This is a genomic window from Variovorax sp. YR750 (genome assembly GCF_900109805.1).
GTDB lineage: Bacteria > Pseudomonadota > Gammaproteobacteria > Burkholderiales > Burkholderiaceae_C > Variovorax > Variovorax gossypii.
In genome coordinates, this window is sequence record NZ_FOBJ01000010.1 from 191,000 (window position 1) to 207,016 (window position 16,017).

19 protein-coding genes and 1 tRNA gene are annotated in these 16,017 nt (G+C 64.8%); 11 read left to right on the forward strand and 9 right to left on the reverse strand.

The window, feature by feature from the left end; translation table 11 throughout:
- Positions 1-41 precede the first annotated feature (41 nt).
- From BMY35_RS21255 to hemP, 7 genes are all read left to right on the forward strand, one after another.
- The gene (locus BMY35_RS21255; protein ID WP_093203368.1) at positions 42-2,435 is read left to right on the forward strand and encodes a catecholate siderophore receptor Fiu; all 2,394 of its coding nucleotides are present in this window, start codon (positions 42-44) and stop codon (positions 2,433-2,435) included.
- A 93-nt stretch (positions 2,436-2,528) separates the two neighbouring features.
- Positions 2,529-3,209, forward strand: a complete 681-nt coding sequence (locus BMY35_RS21260; RefSeq protein ID WP_093203370.1) for a Fe2+-dependent dioxygenase — start codon at positions 2,529-2,531, stop codon at positions 3,207-3,209.
- A 113-nt stretch (positions 3,210-3,322) separates the two neighbouring features.
- Positions 3,323-3,595, forward strand: coding sequence for a (2Fe-2S)-binding protein (locus BMY35_RS21265; protein ID WP_093203373.1), 273 nt, complete (start codon positions 3,323-3,325; stop codon positions 3,593-3,595).
- 113 nt (positions 3,596-3,708) lie between these two features.
- Complete coding sequence (locus BMY35_RS21270; protein WP_371287184.1) at positions 3,709-4,395, forward strand: energy transducer TonB; 687 nt, start codon at positions 3,709-3,711, stop codon at positions 4,393-4,395.
- A gap of 22 nt (positions 4,396-4,417) precedes the next feature.
- On the forward strand, positions 4,418-5,134 hold the full coding sequence (locus BMY35_RS21275) for a MotA/TolQ/ExbB proton channel family protein (RefSeq protein ID WP_093203375.1): 717 nt from the start codon (positions 4,418-4,420) through the stop codon (positions 5,132-5,134).
- A 5-nt stretch (positions 5,135-5,139) separates the two neighbouring features.
- Complete coding sequence (locus BMY35_RS21280; RefSeq protein ID WP_093203378.1) at positions 5,140-5,553, forward strand: ExbD/TolR family protein; 414 nt, start codon at positions 5,140-5,142, stop codon at positions 5,551-5,553.
- 100 nt (positions 5,554-5,653) lie between these two features.
- Positions 5,654-5,866: a hemin uptake protein HemP gene (hemP, locus tag BMY35_RS21285; protein ID WP_019655899.1), complete on the forward strand. Its 213-nt coding sequence runs from the start codon at positions 5,654-5,656 to the stop codon at positions 5,864-5,866.
- Positions 5,867-6,051: 185 nt separating this feature from the next.
- Here the strand turns inward: hemP and BMY35_RS21290 are convergent, their stop codons facing one another.
- Positions 6,052-6,459 (reverse strand): GlcG/HbpS family heme-binding protein, encoded by a 408-nt coding sequence (locus tag BMY35_RS21290; protein ID WP_019655898.1) that lies wholly within the window; start codon positions 6,457-6,459, stop codon positions 6,052-6,054.
- Positions 6,460-6,636: 177 nt separating this feature from the next.
- Between BMY35_RS21290 and BMY35_RS21295 the strand changes: the two genes are divergently transcribed.
- Positions 6,637-7,338: a Bax inhibitor-1/YccA family protein gene (locus BMY35_RS21295; RefSeq protein WP_093203380.1), complete on the forward strand. Its 702-nt coding sequence runs from the start codon at positions 6,637-6,639 to the stop codon at positions 7,336-7,338.
- 48 nt (positions 7,339-7,386) lie between these two features.
- On the opposite strand, the gene rlmD is transcribed toward BMY35_RS21295, so the two are convergent.
- The 5 genes from rlmD to surE are packed head-to-tail and all read right to left on the reverse strand — an operon-like array spanning position 7,387 to position 12,371.
- On the reverse strand, positions 7,387-8,823 hold the full coding sequence (gene rlmD / locus BMY35_RS21300; protein WP_093203383.1) for a 23S rRNA (uracil(1939)-C(5))-methyltransferase RlmD: 1,437 nt from the start codon (positions 8,821-8,823) through the stop codon (positions 7,387-7,389).
- Between the two features lie 31 nt (positions 8,824-8,854).
- Positions 8,855-9,901, reverse strand: a complete 1,047-nt coding sequence (locus BMY35_RS21305; protein WP_093203385.1) for a sigma-70 family RNA polymerase sigma factor — start codon at positions 9,899-9,901, stop codon at positions 8,855-8,857.
- A gap of 4 nt (positions 9,902-9,905) precedes the next feature.
- The gene (locus BMY35_RS21310) at positions 9,906-10,826 is read right to left on the reverse strand and encodes a peptidoglycan DD-metalloendopeptidase family protein (RefSeq protein WP_093203388.1); all 921 of its coding nucleotides are present in this window, start codon (positions 10,824-10,826) and stop codon (positions 9,906-9,908) included.
- Positions 10,827-10,837: 11 nt separating this feature from the next.
- Positions 10,838-11,611: a protein-L-isoaspartate(D-aspartate) O-methyltransferase gene (locus BMY35_RS21315; protein WP_093203390.1), complete on the reverse strand. Its 774-nt coding sequence runs from the start codon at positions 11,609-11,611 to the stop codon at positions 10,838-10,840.
- 1 nt (position 11,612) lies between these two features.
- Positions 11,613-12,371: a 5'/3'-nucleotidase SurE gene (gene surE / locus BMY35_RS21320; protein ID WP_093203393.1), complete on the reverse strand. Its 759-nt coding sequence runs from the start codon at positions 12,369-12,371 to the stop codon at positions 11,613-11,615.
- Positions 12,372-12,498: 127 nt separating this feature from the next.
- Here surE and BMY35_RS21325 point away from each other — a divergent pair, with 127 nt between their 5' ends.
- On the forward strand, positions 12,499-13,485 hold the full coding sequence (locus BMY35_RS21325; protein WP_093203395.1) for an NADPH:quinone oxidoreductase family protein: 987 nt from the start codon (positions 12,499-12,501) through the stop codon (positions 13,483-13,485).
- A gap of 93 nt (positions 13,486-13,578) precedes the next feature.
- Here the strand turns inward: BMY35_RS21325 and BMY35_RS21330 are convergent, their stop codons facing one another.
- The gene (locus BMY35_RS21330; protein ID WP_093203398.1) at positions 13,579-13,923 is read right to left on the reverse strand and encodes an H-NS histone family protein; all 345 of its coding nucleotides are present in this window, start codon (positions 13,921-13,923) and stop codon (positions 13,579-13,581) included.
- Positions 13,924-14,207: 284 nt separating this feature from the next.
- Positions 14,208-14,283, reverse strand: a tRNA-His gene (locus BMY35_RS21335).
- Between the two features lie 297 nt (positions 14,284-14,580).
- Between BMY35_RS21335 and BMY35_RS21340 the strand changes: the two genes are divergently transcribed.
- On the forward strand, positions 14,581-14,829 hold the full coding sequence (locus BMY35_RS21340) for a GlsB/YeaQ/YmgE family stress response membrane protein (protein WP_126472780.1): 249 nt from the start codon (positions 14,581-14,583) through the stop codon (positions 14,827-14,829).
- Positions 14,830-14,879: 50 nt separating this feature from the next.
- Positions 14,880-15,212, forward strand: coding sequence for a hypothetical protein (locus BMY35_RS21345; RefSeq protein WP_093203403.1), 333 nt, complete (start codon positions 14,880-14,882; stop codon positions 15,210-15,212).
- A gap of 22 nt (positions 15,213-15,234) precedes the next feature.
- On the opposite strand, the gene BMY35_RS21350 is transcribed toward BMY35_RS21345, so the two are convergent.
- Entirely contained in the window at positions 15,235-15,909 is a 675-nt protein-coding gene (locus BMY35_RS21350; protein ID WP_093203406.1) for a histidine phosphatase family protein, read from the reverse strand.
- Positions 15,910-16,017 lie beyond the last annotated feature (108 nt).

The following is a 16,017-nucleotide window of genomic DNA, read 5'->3' on the forward strand; positions in this document are numbered from 1 at the left end:
CCAGTCGAGTCCTGCCGCCCGCCCCTTTCGGAGAAAACTTCATGGCCTACATCAAGAGCCGCAAACACACCGTTGCGCGCGCCGTTCCTCATCTCTCAGGCGCTGCCGCCGCCACGCTGATGGCCATTGCGGCACCCGGCGCCCTGGCCCAGTCGGGAGGCGCCCTTCCCGAAGTCCGCGTGCAGGACACCACCGCCGCCGACTACAAGACCGACAACTCGTCGAATCCCAAGTTCACGGCCCCGCTGGTCAACACGCCCCAGACCATCCAGGTCATCAAGGAACAGATCATTCGCGACCAGGGCGCGACCACGCTGACCGAAGCTCTGCGCAACACGCCCGGCGTGGGCACCTTCTTCCTCGGCGAGAACGGCAACACCAACACGGGCGACGCCGTCTTCATGCGCGGCTTCGACAGCTCGAGCGCCATCTTCGTCGACGGCATCCGCGACCTGGGCTCGGTGTCGCGCGACGTGTTCAACATCGAACAGGTCGAGGTCGTGAAGGGTCCGTCGGGCACCGACGTGGGCCGCACCTCGCCGACCGGCTACATCAACCTCGTTACCAAGAAGCCCAAGCTCGAAGACAGCTTCATGGGCTCGCTGAGCTACGGCAGCGCCGACTTCAAGCGCGGCAGCGTCGACTGGAACAAGTCGCTGAGCAGCGCCAACGGCATCGGCGCGGCCTTCCGCCTGAATGCGGTGAGCGAAGACGGCGGCGTTGCCGGCCGCGACTTCGTCAAGAACAAGCGCTGGGCGATCGCACCGTCGCTGGCCCTCGGCCTGAACAGCCCGACGCGCATCTTCCTCGACTACCTGCACGTCAAGCAGAACAACATTCCCGACGGCGGCGTGCCCACCATCGGCCTGCCGGGCTACACCACGCCGGACGCCACCGCGATCACCCGCGGCCTTGCCCGCCGCACCTACCTGAACTACGCACAGCGCGTCGATTCGAGCAACTTCTACGGCACGAGCTCCGACTTCGACAACGTCACGGCCGACATGTTCACCGCTCGCATCGAGCACGACCTGACGCCCGACATCACCATCCGCAACACCACGCGCTACGGCAAGACCTCGCAGGACTACATGCTGACGTCGTTCATGGGCGGCGGCCTGACGTCGACGAACGGCGCCGGCACCCTGCCCGCCGTGACGGCTGGCTTCCTGAACACCGTGATCCCGACGATCCCGGCAAGCTGGACGATCACGCGCAACCTGCCCACCAACAAGGACCAGGAAAACACGATCTTCACCAACCAGACGAGCGTGTCGGCCAAGTTCAACACGGGCAGCATCAGCCACTCGTTCAACGGCGGCATCGAGTTCATCCGCGAGAAGCAGACCGCCAACAACTTCTACGCTCCCGGCTACGCGAGCGTGGGCACCACGCTGGCCGCCGCCGGTTCGTGGCCTGCGGCCAACCTGTACAACCCGAATCCGTACGTGAGCGGCTACAACCGCATCGCCAACGGCACCGGCTCGGACGGCAGCACCGACACCATCGGCCTCTACGCCTTCGACACGCTGAAGTTCAACGAGCAATGGCAGCTGACCGCCGGCCTGCGCTACGACCACTACTCGACCACGTACAACGCCACCGCGCTGACGCTGGCTCGCACCGGCAACGGCCCGCAGACCTCGACGATCACGCCGACCAACCTGAAGCTGTCGGACAACCTGCTCTCCGGCAAGATCGGCCTGGTCTACAAGCCGACCGAGAACAGCAGCGTCTACGCGGCCTACGGCACCGCCGCCCAGCCGCCGGGCGGCGCCAACTTCCAGCTGGCCGCCGGCGGCACCGGCAACAGCGCCGCGCGCACCGACTTCCTGCCGCAGAAGGCCAAGACCTACGAGGTCGGCACCAAGTGGGACGTGCTGAACAAGCGCGTGGCCCTGACGGCAGCCCTGTATCGCACCGACGTGAGCAACGAGGTGGTGCAGGACTCGGTCACGCAGCAGTACTTCCAGACCGGCAAGAAGCGCGTGCAGGGCGTCGAACTCGGCGTGTCGGGCGCACTGACCGACAACTGGGGCGTGAGCTCGGGCTTCACCACCATGAACACCCGCGTGCTGAGCGGCCCCTCGGTGCTGGCGGACGGCTCGACCGCCCTGGCCTACACGCCGAAGAAGGCCTTCACGCTCTGGACCACCTACCAGTTCCCGTTCGGCCTGACGCTCGGCGGCGGCGCCCGCTACAACGGCAAGCTGCAGCGCGGCACCGACGGCGCGGTGGGCACGCCGGCGTACGTCGACTCGTACTGGGTGTTCGATGCGATGGCCTCCTACCGCATCAACAAGAACATCGACATCCAGCTGAACGTGTACAACCTGTTCAACAAGGACTACGTGGCGGCCATCAACAAGAGCGGCTACCGCTACACGCCGGGCACGCCGCGCTCGGCCAAGATCACCGCGAACTTCGCGTTCTGACGGTTTCCTGCGCGCACCGGCCCCGGCCGGTGCGGTGCGACACTCGAGCCCCGGCCCGCGCCGGGGCTTTTCTCATTGCGGAGTTCCCGAAAAATGATGCTGCATGTGCCCGAAGTGCTGAGCCCCGACCAGGTGCGCGAGATGCGCGCCGCGCTCGACGCCACGCAATGGACCGACGGACGCGAGACGGTCGGCGCGCAAGGAGCGCAGGTCAAGCGCAACCGCCAGCTGCCGGAGCACTCGCCGGTTGGCAAGGAGCTCGGCAACATCGTGCTCGCCGCGCTGGCGCGCAACGCGCTGTTCTTCTCGGCGGCGCTTCCGTCGCGCTTCGTACCGCCGCTTTTCAATCGCTATGAGGGTGGCGAGCACTACGGCGTTCATGTCGACGGGGCGGTGCGGGCTTTGCCTGGCAGTGGGCAGCAACTGCGCACGGACCTGTCATGCACCCTTTTCCTGTGCGATCCGGAAGATTACGAGGGCGGCGAGCTGGAGGTGATCGACACCTACGGCTCGCATGAAGTGAAGCTGCCGGCCGGCGACCTCATTCTTTACCCGGCGAGCAGCCTTCACCGCGTTCATCCGGTGGCGCAGGGGGCGCGGGTCTGCTCGTTCTTCTGGCTGCAGAGCATGGTGCGCAGCGATCAGCAGCGGGGCATGCTTTTCGAACTGGACCAGAACATCCAGAAGCTGCGCGCCCGCCTGGGCGAGTGCGAGGAAACGGTGGCGCTGACCGGGCATTACCACAACCTGCTGCGGCTCTGGTCGGAAGTCTGATTTCAGACGCCCGGGTGTTGCATGAATCAGTAACACATAGTTATTGTGAATGCGATGGATTCTTATTTATAATCATCGCATCCAACAGCCAGCCAACTGCCGCTTTCACCGCCATGATCGTTTGTGTCTGCCGCCGAGTCTCCGACCGAGAAATCGCACGTCACGTGCGGGCCGGCATGACTTTCGACGAAGTCCAGTTCGAACTTGGCGTAGCCACCCAGTGTGGTCAATGTGAAGGCTGTGCGCGCGATATCGTCGCGCAGTGCAGCGCTTCGCACCCGGTCGCCGCCTTGAATTGCGAATCGGGTCCGAGAGCGATCCAGCTTGCCAACTCCATCAAGGAAAGCAAAGCATGGAACTCGTCTCGGCCCTCGGCGGCAGCCTGATCCTCGTCGCGGGTTCGGTCTGGTGGATCTTTCGCAAGTAGCGCCATTGGCGTCTTCGTAGCGGTTTTGCTGCAATCGGGGCACCTTTGGCGGTGCCCGCATTCGAATGGTTGATCGTGTCTGACCGCTTCGCCCCCCCTCCTTCCCTCTTCGGCCTTTCGCGCAATGTCGTCATTGCGGGCGGCGTCGTCCTCTTTCATGCCGCTGCGCTGTGGGCGCTCCAGAGCGGTCTGCTGCGCCGCGCCGCCGAAGTGGTGGTTCCCGTCGAAATACTGAGCCAGTTCGTCGAACCGCCCAAGCCGAAGGCCGATCCGCCTCCTCCGCCCCCTCCCCCGCCTCAACCCAAGGCCAAGGCACCGCCTCCGCCGCGGCCCCAGGCCATTCGCGAGCCGAAGCCCACCCCGGCTCCCCAGGCGCCCGTCGGGACCACAGAGCCGCCGCCACCGGCCACGCCTCCTGCGCCCCCCGCTCCACCGGCCCCACCCGCTCCGCCGCCGGCACCACCGGCACCGCCCGCGGTGCAACTGCCGTCGAGCAACGCCGACTACCTGCAAAACCCGAAGCCCACCTACCCCGCCATGAGCAAGCGGCTCGGCGAACAGGGCAAGGTGATCGTGCGCGTGCTCGTGGGCGTCGACGGCCTGCCGAAGAGCGCGGAGGTCAAGAAATCCAGCGGCTTCGATCGCCTCGACGAGGCCGCGGTGGAATTCATCATGAAATGCCGGTTCGTTCCCGGCAAGGTCAACGGCGTGGTGCAGGCCATGTCCTATGACGCCCCCGTCAACTACGTCCTGAACTAATTTTTCTCTGGAGCAACTTCGTATGGATTCCCATTTTGGCTTGATGAACGTCTGGAATCAGGGCGACTTCGTCACCAAGGCCGTGGCGGTGCTGCTGATCGGCATGTCGCTCGCGTCGTGGATCGTGATCATCGTCAAGGCACTCGACGTCATCCGCTACAAGCGCCTCGCGAAGCACTCGCAGGACTTCTGGCACAGCGAAGACTTCGCCACCGCGCTGAACAAGCTGGGTCAGGACGACAGCAACCCCTTCCGCGCACTGGCCCTCGAAGGCCGCGAAGCGGCAGCGCACCACCGCAACACCAAGGCTCATCTGCACGATGCGCTGGATGTGAGCGACTGGATCACGCGCGCGCTACGCAATGGCATCGACGCCTTCACCGCCCGCCTGCAGACCGGTCTCGCCATCCTGGCTTCGGTCGGCTCCACCGCGCCATTCATCGGGCTGTTCGGCACCGTCTGGGGCATCTATCACGCACTCATGAGCATCGGCTCCGCCGGCCAGGCCACCATCGACAAGGTGGCGGGCCCGATCGGTGAAGCGCTGATCATGACGGCGCTCGGCCTGGCCGTCGCCATTCCCGCGGTGCTGGGCTACAACGCGCTGGTGCGCGGCAACAAGTTCGTGCTGACCAAGCTCAACGCCTTCGCCCACGACCTGCACGCCTACTTCGTGACCGGCGCCCGCGTCCAGAGCGGCAGCGGCGACGCCATCGTGGTTCCGCTCAAGAAGGGCTGAGCATCATGGCCTTCGGAACACAAGACGAACCCGATGAGGTGATGAACGAGATCAACATGACGCCGCTGGTCGACGTCATGCTGGTGCTGCTCATCATCTTCATCATCACCGTGCCGGTGATGAAGCACGCGGTCAACATCGACCTTCCGCGCGCCACGAGCGAGCCCGAGCAGCCCAAGCCGCAGAACATCCTGTTCAGCGTCACGGCCGACGGCGCCTACTACTGGAACGAGCAGAAGATCGACGACAGCGAGCTGCCCGGCCGCCTCGCCGCGGAAGCCGCCAAGGAGCCGCAGCCCGAGCTGCACATCCGCGGCGACAAGGCCGTCCGCTACGAGCGCGTGGCCAAGGCGATGTCGGAAGCCCGGGAAGCCGGCGTGCGCAAGATCGGTTTCATCACCGAACCCGACGCGAAGTGATCTGAAGGAAAAGGCACAAGGAAAAAAAGTTGATCGCGGCGATTGACTTCTTGTTGCGAATCATTATCATTCACTCATCGCTTCGATAAGGGAACTCCAGATGCCAGCCACACCGAATGCCTTCTCTGTCCTGAACCATCCTTCGCTCGACCAATCGGGTGGCGGCCATGCGTCCATCCAGGCAACGCGTCCGGTGCCGATGCTCGAAAGCACGGAGCTTCTGAAAGGAAGCAAGACCGTGGGCATCATGCACAACGGTTCCCTCTATCGGCTACAGGCCACCAAACTCGGCAAGCTGATCCTGACCAAGTAAGTCATCCAGCCCGCCCTTCGCGCAAGTTTCATCGTGGGGCGACTCAAGGAGATTCATCTCCGAAGGGTCGTTTTTTGCTAGCCAACGGTTCGCCGACTAGCCAAGCTTTTTTTTCCACGCTGAAGCAGCCCAAACGAAAACGCCGACCTCGAAGTCGGCGTTTTGCTTTGCGCGAGAGAAAAGAATCAGAGGCCGAGAGCCGCGATGCCAGCCTTGGCGATCTGCGCGTCTTCGTTCGACTTCACACCGCTCACGCCGACCGCGCCGATCACGTGGCCGTCCTTGACGATCGGCACGCCGCCTTCGAGCAGGCCCTGCACTTCGGGCGCCGTCAGGAAAGCCGTCCGGCCGCCGTTGATGATGTCTTCGTAGACCTTGCTCTCGCGGCGGCCCATGGCAGCCGTATGCGCCTTGGCGGGAGCGATGTGCGAGGACAGCGCGGCGGCGCCGTCCAGGCGCTGCAGCCAGAGCAGGTTGCCGGCGTCGTCCGAGATCGCGATGGTCACCGCCCAGTTGTTCTTGAGGGCTTCGGCCTCGGCCGCTGCTGCGATGGCCTTGACGTCGGCGAGTTCGAGAAAGGATTTGGTCTTCATGATGGATGAGCTCTGCTTGCTGAAAACCCAAGAGCATAACGGCCATGCCGCAGCCATCCCGGCAAGGCGGCTTCAGGGCTTGGGAACACCCCGCATACGGTCTTTTCGATACCCCCTCTTGCAGCCCCCTAGAATGCGCCCAACTGCATCCATGCAGCAACCACAGGAGCTCCGGCCATGAACGACCGCGTCACCACCCTAGACACTTCCTCCGGCTACGGACAGCCACTGGCTCAAGCCGAACGCCAGCGCGTGCTGCGCAACACCTACTGGCTGCTCGCGCTGAGCCTGCTGCCCACCGTGCTGGGCGCCTGGGTCGGCGTCAGCACCGGCATCACCCGCTCGCTTACGGGCGGCCTCGGCCTCATCGTCTTCCTCGGCGGCGCCTTCGGTTTCATGTTCGCCATCGAGAAAACCAAGAACTCGGCCGCCGGCGTGCCGGTACTGCTGGCCTTCACGTTCTTCATGGGCCTGATGCTGTCGCGCCTGATCGCGATGGTGCTCGGCTTCAAGAACGGCTCCGAGCTGATCATGACGGCCTTCGGCGGTACCGCCGGCGTGTTCTTCGTGATGGCTTCGCTGGCCACCGTCATCAAGCGCGACCTGTCGGGCATGGGCAAGTTCCTGTTCGTCGGCGCGCTGGTGCTGATGGTCGGCGCGATCATCAACGTGTTCGTCGGCTCGACCACCGGCATGCTGGTCATCTCGGTTGCCGCCATCGGCATCTTCTCGGCCTACATGCTCTATGACCTGAAGCAGATCATGGACGGCGGCGAAACCAACTACATCAGCGCCACGCTCGCCCTGTACCTCGACCTGTTCAACGTGTTCCAGAGCCTGCTGGCGCTGCTGGGCATCTTCGGCGGCGAACGCGACTGAGAGAGCGGATCAACCGCACCAACAGAAAGGGCCCCGAGGGGCCCTTTTTCATTCCTGCTCGAAAACCGCGATCGACTCGACGTGCGCCGTGTGCGGGAACATGTTGACCACCCCCGCATAGGTGCAGCGATAGCCCGCCTGATGCACCAGCAAACCGGCATCGCGCGCAAGCGTCGACGGATTGCAGCTGACGTACACGATGCGTTTCGGCGGCGTCCAGCCGTCGGTGCGCAGTTCGGGCTGCTGATGGAGATCGGCGATGGCCTTCGCCAGCGCGAACGCCCCTTCGCGCGGCGGATCGACCAGCCACTTGTCGGCGCTGCCGTCGGCCACCAGCATCTCCGGCGTCATTTCGAACAGGTTGCGCGCCACGAACGTCGCGGAAGACAGCTCACGGCGAGCCGAAGTGGCCGGCTGGTTTCTCTTGAAGTTGTCGGTCGCGCGCGCCACCAGCGTGTCGCTGCCCTCGATGCCCAGCACCTCGCGCGCCTGACTTGCCAGCGGCAGCGTGAAGTTGCCGAGGCCGCAGAACCAGTCGATCACGCGCTCGTCGGACTGAACATCGAGCAGGCGCAGCGCCTTGCCCACCAGCGCCCGGTTGATGTGCGGATTGACCTGCGTGAAGTCGGTGGGCTTGAACGGCATCGTGACGCCGAACTCCGGCAGCCTGTACGCCAGCGGCGTGCCGCCTTCTTCGAGCAGCTTCACGGTATCCGGCCCCTTGGGCTGCAGCCACCACTGGACGCCTTCGTTCTTCGCGGCAAAGGCCTTCAGGCGGTCGATGTCGGCACGCGAGAGCGGCTCGAGGTGGCGCAGCACCAGGGCGATCGTGCCGAGCCGCGTCGAATCGGGCGCGTCGCCGCAGGCCAGTTCGATCTGGGGGCAGGTGTCGCGCGCGTCCATCGAGCCGATCAGCTCGCGCAGCGGCATCAGCATTTCGCTCACTTGCTTCGGCAACACCGGGCACACCTGCATGTCGGCCAGATAGCGGCTCTTGCGCTCGTGAAAACCGATCAGCACCGTGCCCTTCTTGACCACATGGCGCACCGAAAGGCGCGCGCGGTAGCGGTAGTGCCAGGCCGGACCTTCGAGCGGCCGCAGCAGGTTCTCGGGCTTGACCTTGCCGAGGTGCCAGAGGTTGTCTTCCAGCGCGCGCTGCTTCACGGCCACCTGGGCGGCCGCATCGAGGTGCTGCATCTTGCAGCCGCCGCATGCGCCCGTGTGCAGGCCGAAATGCGGGCAGCCCGGGCGCACCCGCTGCGACGATTCGCGGCGGATGGTGGTGACCGTGCCCTGCTCCCAGTTGTTCTTTCGGCGGTGGACGTTGAACTGCACTTCCTCGAAAGGCAGCGCGCCTTCGATGAACACGACCATGCCGTCGGCCTTGTGCGCCACGCCCTGCGCGTCGAGGTCGAGGGACTCGACTTTCAGCCACTCTTCACCGGGATTCGCGGGGACTTTCTTTTCTTCGATGGATTCCGTCATCCCCCGATTGTCTCAGCGTGGCCGGATGGCCCTAGAACAGCGCGTCGCGCCCCACGCCGGAACGGGCCAGCTGGCGACGCATCTTGGCCAGCGCCTCGTTCTGGATCTGCCGCACGCGCTCCCGCGTGAGCCCCAGCCGCACGCTCAGCACCTCCAGCGTTTCGGGCTCACGGTCGTGCAGCCCGTAGCGCCCCTCCAGCACCTCGCGCTCGCGCGCGTCGAGGGCATGCACCCATTGGTCGAGCAGGCGCTCCACCTCGCGCGTGTGCGCCACGTCGGTCGGGCTGCCCTGCTCGTCCTCGGAGGCCACGGTGTCGGCCAGCGTGAAGCCCTCGTCTCCCCGGGAATCGCCCGCGTCGAGTGAGCGCGGGGCCTCGGAGAGAGCCAGCAGATCGGCCACCGCCTGAACGTCGCGGCCCAGCAGCGCGGCGATGTCTTCCACGCGCACGCCGTCCGGCCTGTGCGCGACGAATTCGGCATCACCCTCGAGCGTGCGGCGAGCCTTCAGCACCTGCTGCAGTTCGCGCACCACGTGCACCGGCAACCGGATGGCGCGCGCCTGCGTCATGACCGCGCGCTCGACGGACTGGCGGATCCACCAGGTCGCATACGTGGAAAAGCGAAAGCCGCGTTCGGGCTCGAACTTGGTGATCGCGTGCATCAGTCCGAGATTGCCTTCCTCGATGAGGTCGGACAGCGGCACGCCCCGCCCCAGGTAGCCCTTGGCGATGTTGACCACCAGCCGCAGGTTGTGCTCGATCATCGACTGCCGCGCGGCGAAGTCGCCCGCGCGTGCGGCGCATGCGGTCTGGTATTCCTCGGCAGGCGTGAAGAGCTCGGTGCGCCGGACCTGGCGCAGGTAGATGGTCAGCGCATCGGCACCCTCGCCCCCGACCATCTCGCCCACGGCGCCGTTGGCGGGCAGCGGAGCATCCGCCGTCGGCGGATCTACGTCTTCTTCAGGAGGATGCGCGCTCTCGCCGTCAAATTCGGACTGGCCGTTGCCCGAGGGCATGCTGCCCCTGCCCGCCGACCCGCGCACAGGCAGCAGCGTGCGGCGGGAGCGGGAGGCAGCCATGGCATCACCGGTTGGGCAGGTAGCGCGAAGGATCGACGGGCTTGCCCTGGCGGCGGATCTCGAAATGCAGCTTCACGCGATCGGCGTCGCTGTTGCCCATTTCGGCGATCTTCTGGCCCTTCTGAACCGACTGGTCTTCCTTCACGAGCAGCGTCTGGTTGTGCGCGTATGCCGTGAGGTAGGTGTTGTTGTGCTTCAGGATGATCAGGTTGCCGTAGCCACGCAGGCCCGCGCCCGCATAGACCACGCGACCATCGGCGGCGGCCAGCACGGGATCGCCCGCCTTGCCGCTGATGTCGTAGCCCTTGTTCTTGGCCTCGTCGAAGCCTGCGATCAGCGAACCGCTCGCGGGCCAGATCCACCCGAGGTCTTCGTCACCCGAACCGCCGCTGCCGGGGCTGGCCGGTGAAGCCGTGACCGGAGCCGTCGGCTTGGTCGCGCCGCTGGATGGCGTTGTAGGCACCACCACGGGCTGCGGCGTCACCGGCTTCGTGACGACGCCGTCGGGGGAAGCAGCGCCAGGCGGCGACGTCACGGGAGCCGTCGCAACGACCGTTCCCGAGCCAGCGGGCGGAATCACGCGCAGCACCTGACCGACTTCGATCAGGTCCGGGTTGTCGAGGTTGTTCCAGCGGACGAGATCCTGCCAGCGCTGGCCGGTCTCGATACCGATGCGGCGAATGGTGTCGCCCGGACGCACGGCGTAGTAGCCGGGCTTGCCATAGTTCTCGATGCCGGCGAGCGGCTTGCCGTTGGCGTCGGTCGTGATGGGCGGGCCGCCGGGCACGGTCGCGGCTGGAGCGCGCGTCATCGTGCCGCGGTCTTCGACTGGAGCCGGCCCGCGAGGTGTGGAACAGCCCGCGATCACGAGCACAAAGGCCAACGTGACGCCAGCGAACCAACTCCGATTGCCAAAACCCTGCATTTGTTATTCCTTCAAGCAATACCAGATTTTAGGGGGACAAAGTGAACCGCCTCAAGAATGAGACGCTCCAGTCCCCGGGGGGTCTTGTCGATGACGACAAGGGCTTGGCCACCCTTCGCGGAATGGGTCGGCGCGACGATGCGCCCACCCACCGCAAGCTGTTCGATCCATGCCTCCGGCACCGCCTCGCCGCCTGCCGCGGCGATGATGCCGGCATAGGGCGCGCCCTTGGCATAGCCGATCATCCCGTCACCCAACATCAGGTGCACGGTCGCGAGCCGGAAGTGCCTCAGATTGGCCCGTGCGCGCTCGTGCAAGCCGCGCAGACGCTCGATGCTGTAGACCTCGGTCGCCACGTGATTCAGCACCGCTGCCTGGTAACCGCAGCCCGTGCCGATCTCGAGCACCCGGCCCAGCTTGGCGTCGGGCTTTCCCGCGAGGGCGGGAGCGCCCATAAGCAGCTCGATCATGCGAGCCACCACGTTGGGCTTCGAAATGGTCTGGCCCAAGCCGATCGGCAGGCTTGTGTCTTCATAGGCCTGGTTGACCAGGGCGCTGTCGACGAAGCGATGCCGCTCCACGGTGCCCATCGCACGCAGCACGCGCGCGTCGGAAATGCCCTGCGCGGCGAGCTTCTGCACCATGCGCGCGCGCACGGCGTCGGAGGCCATCGAGGGCGTGGACGGCACCACGGGCTTGACCGGCGCGGCGGGCATGCGCCCGCGCGTGGCGGCCGAGGCGGTGGGTGTCAGGCGGACGGGGAAACTGGGCCGCTGCGTGGCCATGTCAGTTGCCGAGACGGGCCACCGTCTCGCGCCATTGGCCAAGGTTGGCGTGGTCGGTCAGGTCGATCTGCAATGGCGTCAGCGCGATGTGGCCGGCCGCGGTGGCGTGGAAGTCGGTGCCTTCGCCACTGTCCTTGGCGCCGCCAGCACCGGCGATCCAGTACATGGTCTCGCCGCGCGGGCTGTCCTGCGTGATCACTTTTTCCGCCGCGTGGCGCCGGCCGAGCCGGCAGACCTTGACGGGCTTCAGTTCGTCGAAAGATAGGTTCGGCACGTTCACGTTGAGCAGGAAGGCGCCGCCTTCGAGCATGCGCTCACGCTCGATCTGCTGCACCAGCCGCCGTGCCACCTGCGCGGCCGCATCCACATGCGCCCAACCCTTCTCGATCTGCGAGAAGGCGATGGCCGGAATGCCGAACAGGTAGGCCTCCATCGCCGCGCCGACGGTGCCCGAATAGATGGTGTCGTCACCCATGTTGGCGCCGTTGTTGATGCCGGAAACCACCAGGTCAGGCCGGTAGTCGAGCAAGCCCTTGAGCGCGATGTGCACGCAGTCGGCCGGCGTGCCGGTCACGTAGCGAAAGCCGTTGTGCGCCTCGCGCACATACAGCGGAGCCGCAAGGGTCAACGCATTCGACTTGGCGCTGTTGTTGTGCTCCGGAGCGACCACCTCGACTTCGGCGATGTCCTTGAGTGCTTCGTGCAGTGCGACGATGCCCGGCGCCTGGAAGCCGTCGTCGTTGGAAATAAGTATCTTCATGGTGCTTCTGGATGCACCGGATTGTAGGCTTCGGGTGCGTCGCAGCAGGGACAAGGCCACCCCGCCGCGGCACCTATCATCGCCCGCTTCATTGCCCCAACATTACTTGTCTGAAGGAGACCCTGGCATGCACGCATGGCTTTGCGAGAACCCCGTTGGCGTCGACGCGCTGACCTGGAAGGAATTGCCCACCCCCACCCCGGGGCCGGGCCAGGTGCTCATCGAGATCAAGGCGGCCAGCCTGAATTTCCCCGATCTGCTGATCGTGCAGAACAAATACCAGATGAAACCGCCGCTGCCCTTCGTGCCGGGCTCCGAGTACGCGGGCGTCATCCAGGCGGTCGGCGAAGGCGTGACGCACCTCAAGGTGGGGCAGAACGTGGCCTGCCTTTCCGGCACCGGCGGCTTCGGCACCCATACGCTGGCGCCCGCGGCGCTGTGCATGCCGCTGCCGGAAGGCTTCGGCCATGTCGACGCGGCAGCTTTCATCATGATCTACGCCACCTCGTGGCATGCACTGATGGATCGCGCACAGCTCAAGGCCGGCGAGACCGTGCTGGTGCTCGGTGCAGCAGGCGGCGTGGGCACCGCGGCCATCCAGATCGCCAAGGCCGCCGGGGCCAAGGTGATCGCTGCAGCCTCCACAGACGAGAAATGCGAGCTCTGCCGCTCTATTGGCGCCGACGCGACGATCAACTACACGACCCACGCCCTGCCCAACGGTTTTCGCGACGCCATCAAGGCCGCTACCGACGGCAAAGGACCCGATGTCATTTACGACCCGGTAGGCGGCGATTTTGCAGAGCCTGCGTTTCGCTCCATCGGATGGCGCGGTCGTTATTTGGTGGTCGGTTTTGCATCCGGCCCGATTCCGTCGCTGCCATTGAATCTGACGCTGCTGAAAGGCGCTTCGCTCGTCGGAGTGTTCTGGGGCGATTTCGCGAAACGCGAGCCCAAGGCCAATGCGCAGATGATGGCGGAATTGGCACAGTGGTACGGCCAGGGAAAGATCAAACCGGTGATCGACAGCACGATGCCGATGGCGGAATTGAAGGCTGCATACGCTCACATGGGTTCGCGCGGCGTCAAAGGAAAACTGGTGATGGTGAACTGAGCGCGCCGCACCCCTTCATCTTCAACGCCCAATAAAAAAGCCCGCTCATGCGGGCTTTTTTATTGGGCACCTGCCCAGGGAAAACAGGGGCACTTACTTGATCTCGTAATCGGAAAGCGACTTGCCCGCGGCCAGCGCCTCAGTCACCCAGCGCGGCTTGCGGCCACGGCCACCGGACCAGGTTTCGCCGGTAGGGCTGCGATATTTGGCGGCTGCCTTGGTCGGCGCGGCGCCTGCGCTGCGTTTGGCGGAGCCCGCACGACCAGCCAGTTTCAGGTCGGAAGCTGTCAAACCGTATTCGGCAATCTTCCTGCGCAACTCCTCGACCACACCGGCGCGCTCCTGGTTGCGCAGGTCTTCGGCCTGCTTGCGCAATTGCGCAATCTGCTCGTCATGCTTCTTGATCTGGGAATTGATATCGGCGAGGGTCGAAGCCATTGTTGGACTCCTGGAATTGAAAACGGGGCGATTTTAATTCAGTTTACATTTGCCACAAGTGCCTTACCCGGCGAAAAAAACGGCGGCGCATTGCATTAGTGCAACAACTCGCAACGTAAAGTGCACGCCGCAGTTGACGTCTTATATGCAGGCAGGATGGGAAAAGAGTCTTCGGCGCGCGGGCAGTGGAGATGCGGCGACCGGAAAAGACAACGCCGGGACAAGCCCGGCGTCGAGATCCTTTGAATGCCGCTATTGCGCAATAGCAGCAAGGAGATATTTTTTGGGGTGGCTGATGGGACTCGAACCCACGACGACCAGAATCACAATCTGGGACTCTACCAGCTGAGCTACAGCCACCGCAGAGCCTACGATTGTAGCGTTAAAAATCGCCGTTTTGGCTGGCGCCATCGATCAAACAGCTCGAAAGCCACATTTCGCCCTGCAAACACAGGTCTGCCCAAGCTCGCCGGCACCAGATTTGTAGGACACCGCGCAACGCACGCGCCGCGAAGTCAGGCACAAACTCCCACGCGCCCGCTCGATGTTCGCCGCCTTCGCTGGCACGCACATCGCTCCGCTATCATGAATGCGCCCCGCGCAGACAGGCGTGGCTTCCGGCCAACTCCCCCTTCACCACAACCAAAGGAATTCTTCATGAGCATCGTCTGGACCATCCTGATCGGGTTCGTCGTAGGTCTTGTGGCACGGGCGGTCAAGCCGGGCGACGACTCGGCAGGCTTCATCGTCACAACCCTCATCGGCATCGCAGGCTCACTGATCGTCACGTACGTCGGCCAGTCGCTGGGCTGGTACACCGCCGGCCAAGGTGCGGGCTTCATTGCCTCGGTGCTGGGTGCGATCGTGCTGCTCTTCATCTACGGCCTGATCAAGCGCAAGAGCTGATCAAGACAAGCAAAAGGCCGTGTCGCTCCGCGCGCACGGCCGCCACTGTGATGCCCCGCAAGGCGCGCGCCAAGCATCATGTCTATGTGGTCGAGCTGGACGACCGCGTATGGAACAACGGCCGCTTCAGGCGCGCCAACCCCGACTACCAGCTCGGCAAGCCTTTCGTCTACGTCGGCATGACCGGCCTGGACCCCGACATCCGTTTCGACAAGCACAAGGCCGGCATCCAGGCCAACAGCTTCGTGCAGGAGTTCGGCCTGCGACTGCTGCCCGCACTCTACGAACGCTACAACCCCATGACCTACGAGGACGCTCGCCTGATGGAGGTCGACCTCGGCATCGCGCTGCGCAAGGCCGGCTACGGCGTCTGGCAGGCCTGACGCCGGATGCCGCAGCCCGTCTTCAGGAGTAGGTGATCCAGTCTTCGTACGCCGGACCATCGAGGTGCGGCAGCGTGTTGTAGGTCACGAGCATGTGCCGCTTGGGCGTGAAGGCGAACTCGGTCACCGATGTGTTGCGGATGCGCAGGTTGAGCTCGATCGTCGTCTCGGCGCTCGTACCCAGCACATGCCCCACTGCCGTGCTGATCGGCCCTCCGCTCGACACCACCAGAACCTTCGCGCCGTGATGCCTGTCTCGCACATGGTCGAGTGCCGTCGTCACTCCGGCGAGAAAGTCGACATAGCTCGGCATTCCCACCGGCGCCGTCCTCCCCTGCATCCACGCGCCCAACCCCTCACGCAGCAGGCGGAAGTGGTGCCTGTACATCTCGGGCGAATCGGGCTTCTCCAGCTTGCCTTCGTGGATGGTGGCGATGACCGCCTCGCTGTCGTACTCGTTGAGGCCGGGCCACGGAAGCACGTCGTCGCGCTCGAGACCGAGCCCCTTGGCAATGCCCTCCCAGGTCTGGCGATGGCGCTTCAGAGTGCCGGTGATGACGGCATCGAACTTCATGCCGCGCTCGCGCCAGTACTCGCCGAGGCGCACGGACTGACGGTGTCCGAGTTCGCTCAGGTTGTCATAGTCGGCAGCACCGAAGCTGGCCTGTCCGTGGCGCACGAGGTAGAGGGTTCCCATGGGCGGGATTCTGGCAAGAAGCCAACGCGCAAGTTGTCCCTCGTGCGACCTGCCTGCGCCCCATGAAAAAAGCCCGAGCCATTGGCTCGGGCCTTGCGTCTGCTGGCG

Bases quoted from the DNA above. Each gene is read 5' to 3' on its own strand.
- BMY35_RS21260 (WP_093203370.1), top strand. From the start codon at position 2,529: ATGATGCTGCATGTGCCCGAAGTGCTGAGCCCCGACCAGGTGCGCGAG.
- hemP (WP_019655899.1), top strand. From the start codon at position 5,654: ATGCCAGCCACACCGAATGCCTTCTCTGTCCTGAACCATCCTTCGCTC.
- surE (WP_093203393.1), bottom strand. From the start codon at position 12,371: ATGAAGATACTTATTTCCAACGACGACGGCTTCCAGGCGCCGGGCATC.
- BMY35_RS21310 (WP_093203388.1), bottom strand. From the start codon at position 10,826: ATGCAGGGTTTTGGCAATCGGAGTTGGTTCGCTGGCGTCACGTTGGCC.
- BMY35_RS21255 (WP_093203368.1), top strand. From the start codon at position 42: ATGGCCTACATCAAGAGCCGCAAACACACCGTTGCGCGCGCCGTTCCT.
- BMY35_RS21295 (WP_093203380.1), top strand. From the start codon at position 6,637: ATGAACGACCGCGTCACCACCCTAGACACTTCCTCCGGCTACGGACAG.
- BMY35_RS21305 (WP_093203385.1), bottom strand. From the start codon at position 9,901: ATGGCTGCCTCCCGCTCCCGCCGCACGCTGCTGCCTGTGCGCGGGTCG.
- BMY35_RS21290 (WP_019655898.1), bottom strand. From the start codon at position 6,459: ATGAAGACCAAATCCTTTCTCGAACTCGCCGACGTCAAGGCCATCGCA.
- BMY35_RS21330 (WP_093203398.1), bottom strand. From the start codon at position 13,923: ATGGCTTCGACCCTCGCCGATATCAATTCCCAGATCAAGAAGCATGAC.
- rlmD (WP_093203383.1), bottom strand. From the start codon at position 8,823: ATGACGGAATCCATCGAAGAAAAGAAAGTCCCCGCGAATCCCGGTGAA.
- BMY35_RS21340 (WP_126472780.1), top strand. From the start codon at position 14,581: ATGAGCATCGTCTGGACCATCCTGATCGGGTTCGTCGTAGGTCTTGTG.
- BMY35_RS21275 (WP_093203375.1), top strand. From the start codon at position 4,418: ATGGATTCCCATTTTGGCTTGATGAACGTCTGGAATCAGGGCGACTTC.
- BMY35_RS21325 (WP_093203395.1), top strand. From the start codon at position 12,499: ATGCACGCATGGCTTTGCGAGAACCCCGTTGGCGTCGACGCGCTGACC.
- BMY35_RS21345 (WP_093203403.1), top strand. From the start codon at position 14,880: ATGCCCCGCAAGGCGCGCGCCAAGCATCATGTCTATGTGGTCGAGCTG.
- BMY35_RS21350 (WP_093203406.1), bottom strand. From the start codon at position 15,909: ATGGGAACCCTCTACCTCGTGCGCCACGGACAGGCCAGCTTCGGTGCT.
- BMY35_RS21265 (WP_093203373.1), top strand. From the start codon at position 3,323: ATGATCGTTTGTGTCTGCCGCCGAGTCTCCGACCGAGAAATCGCACGT.
- BMY35_RS21280 (WP_093203378.1), top strand. From the start codon at position 5,140: ATGGCCTTCGGAACACAAGACGAACCCGATGAGGTGATGAACGAGATC.
- BMY35_RS21315 (WP_093203390.1), bottom strand. From the start codon at position 11,611: ATGGCCACGCAGCGGCCCAGTTTCCCCGTCCGCCTGACACCCACCGCC.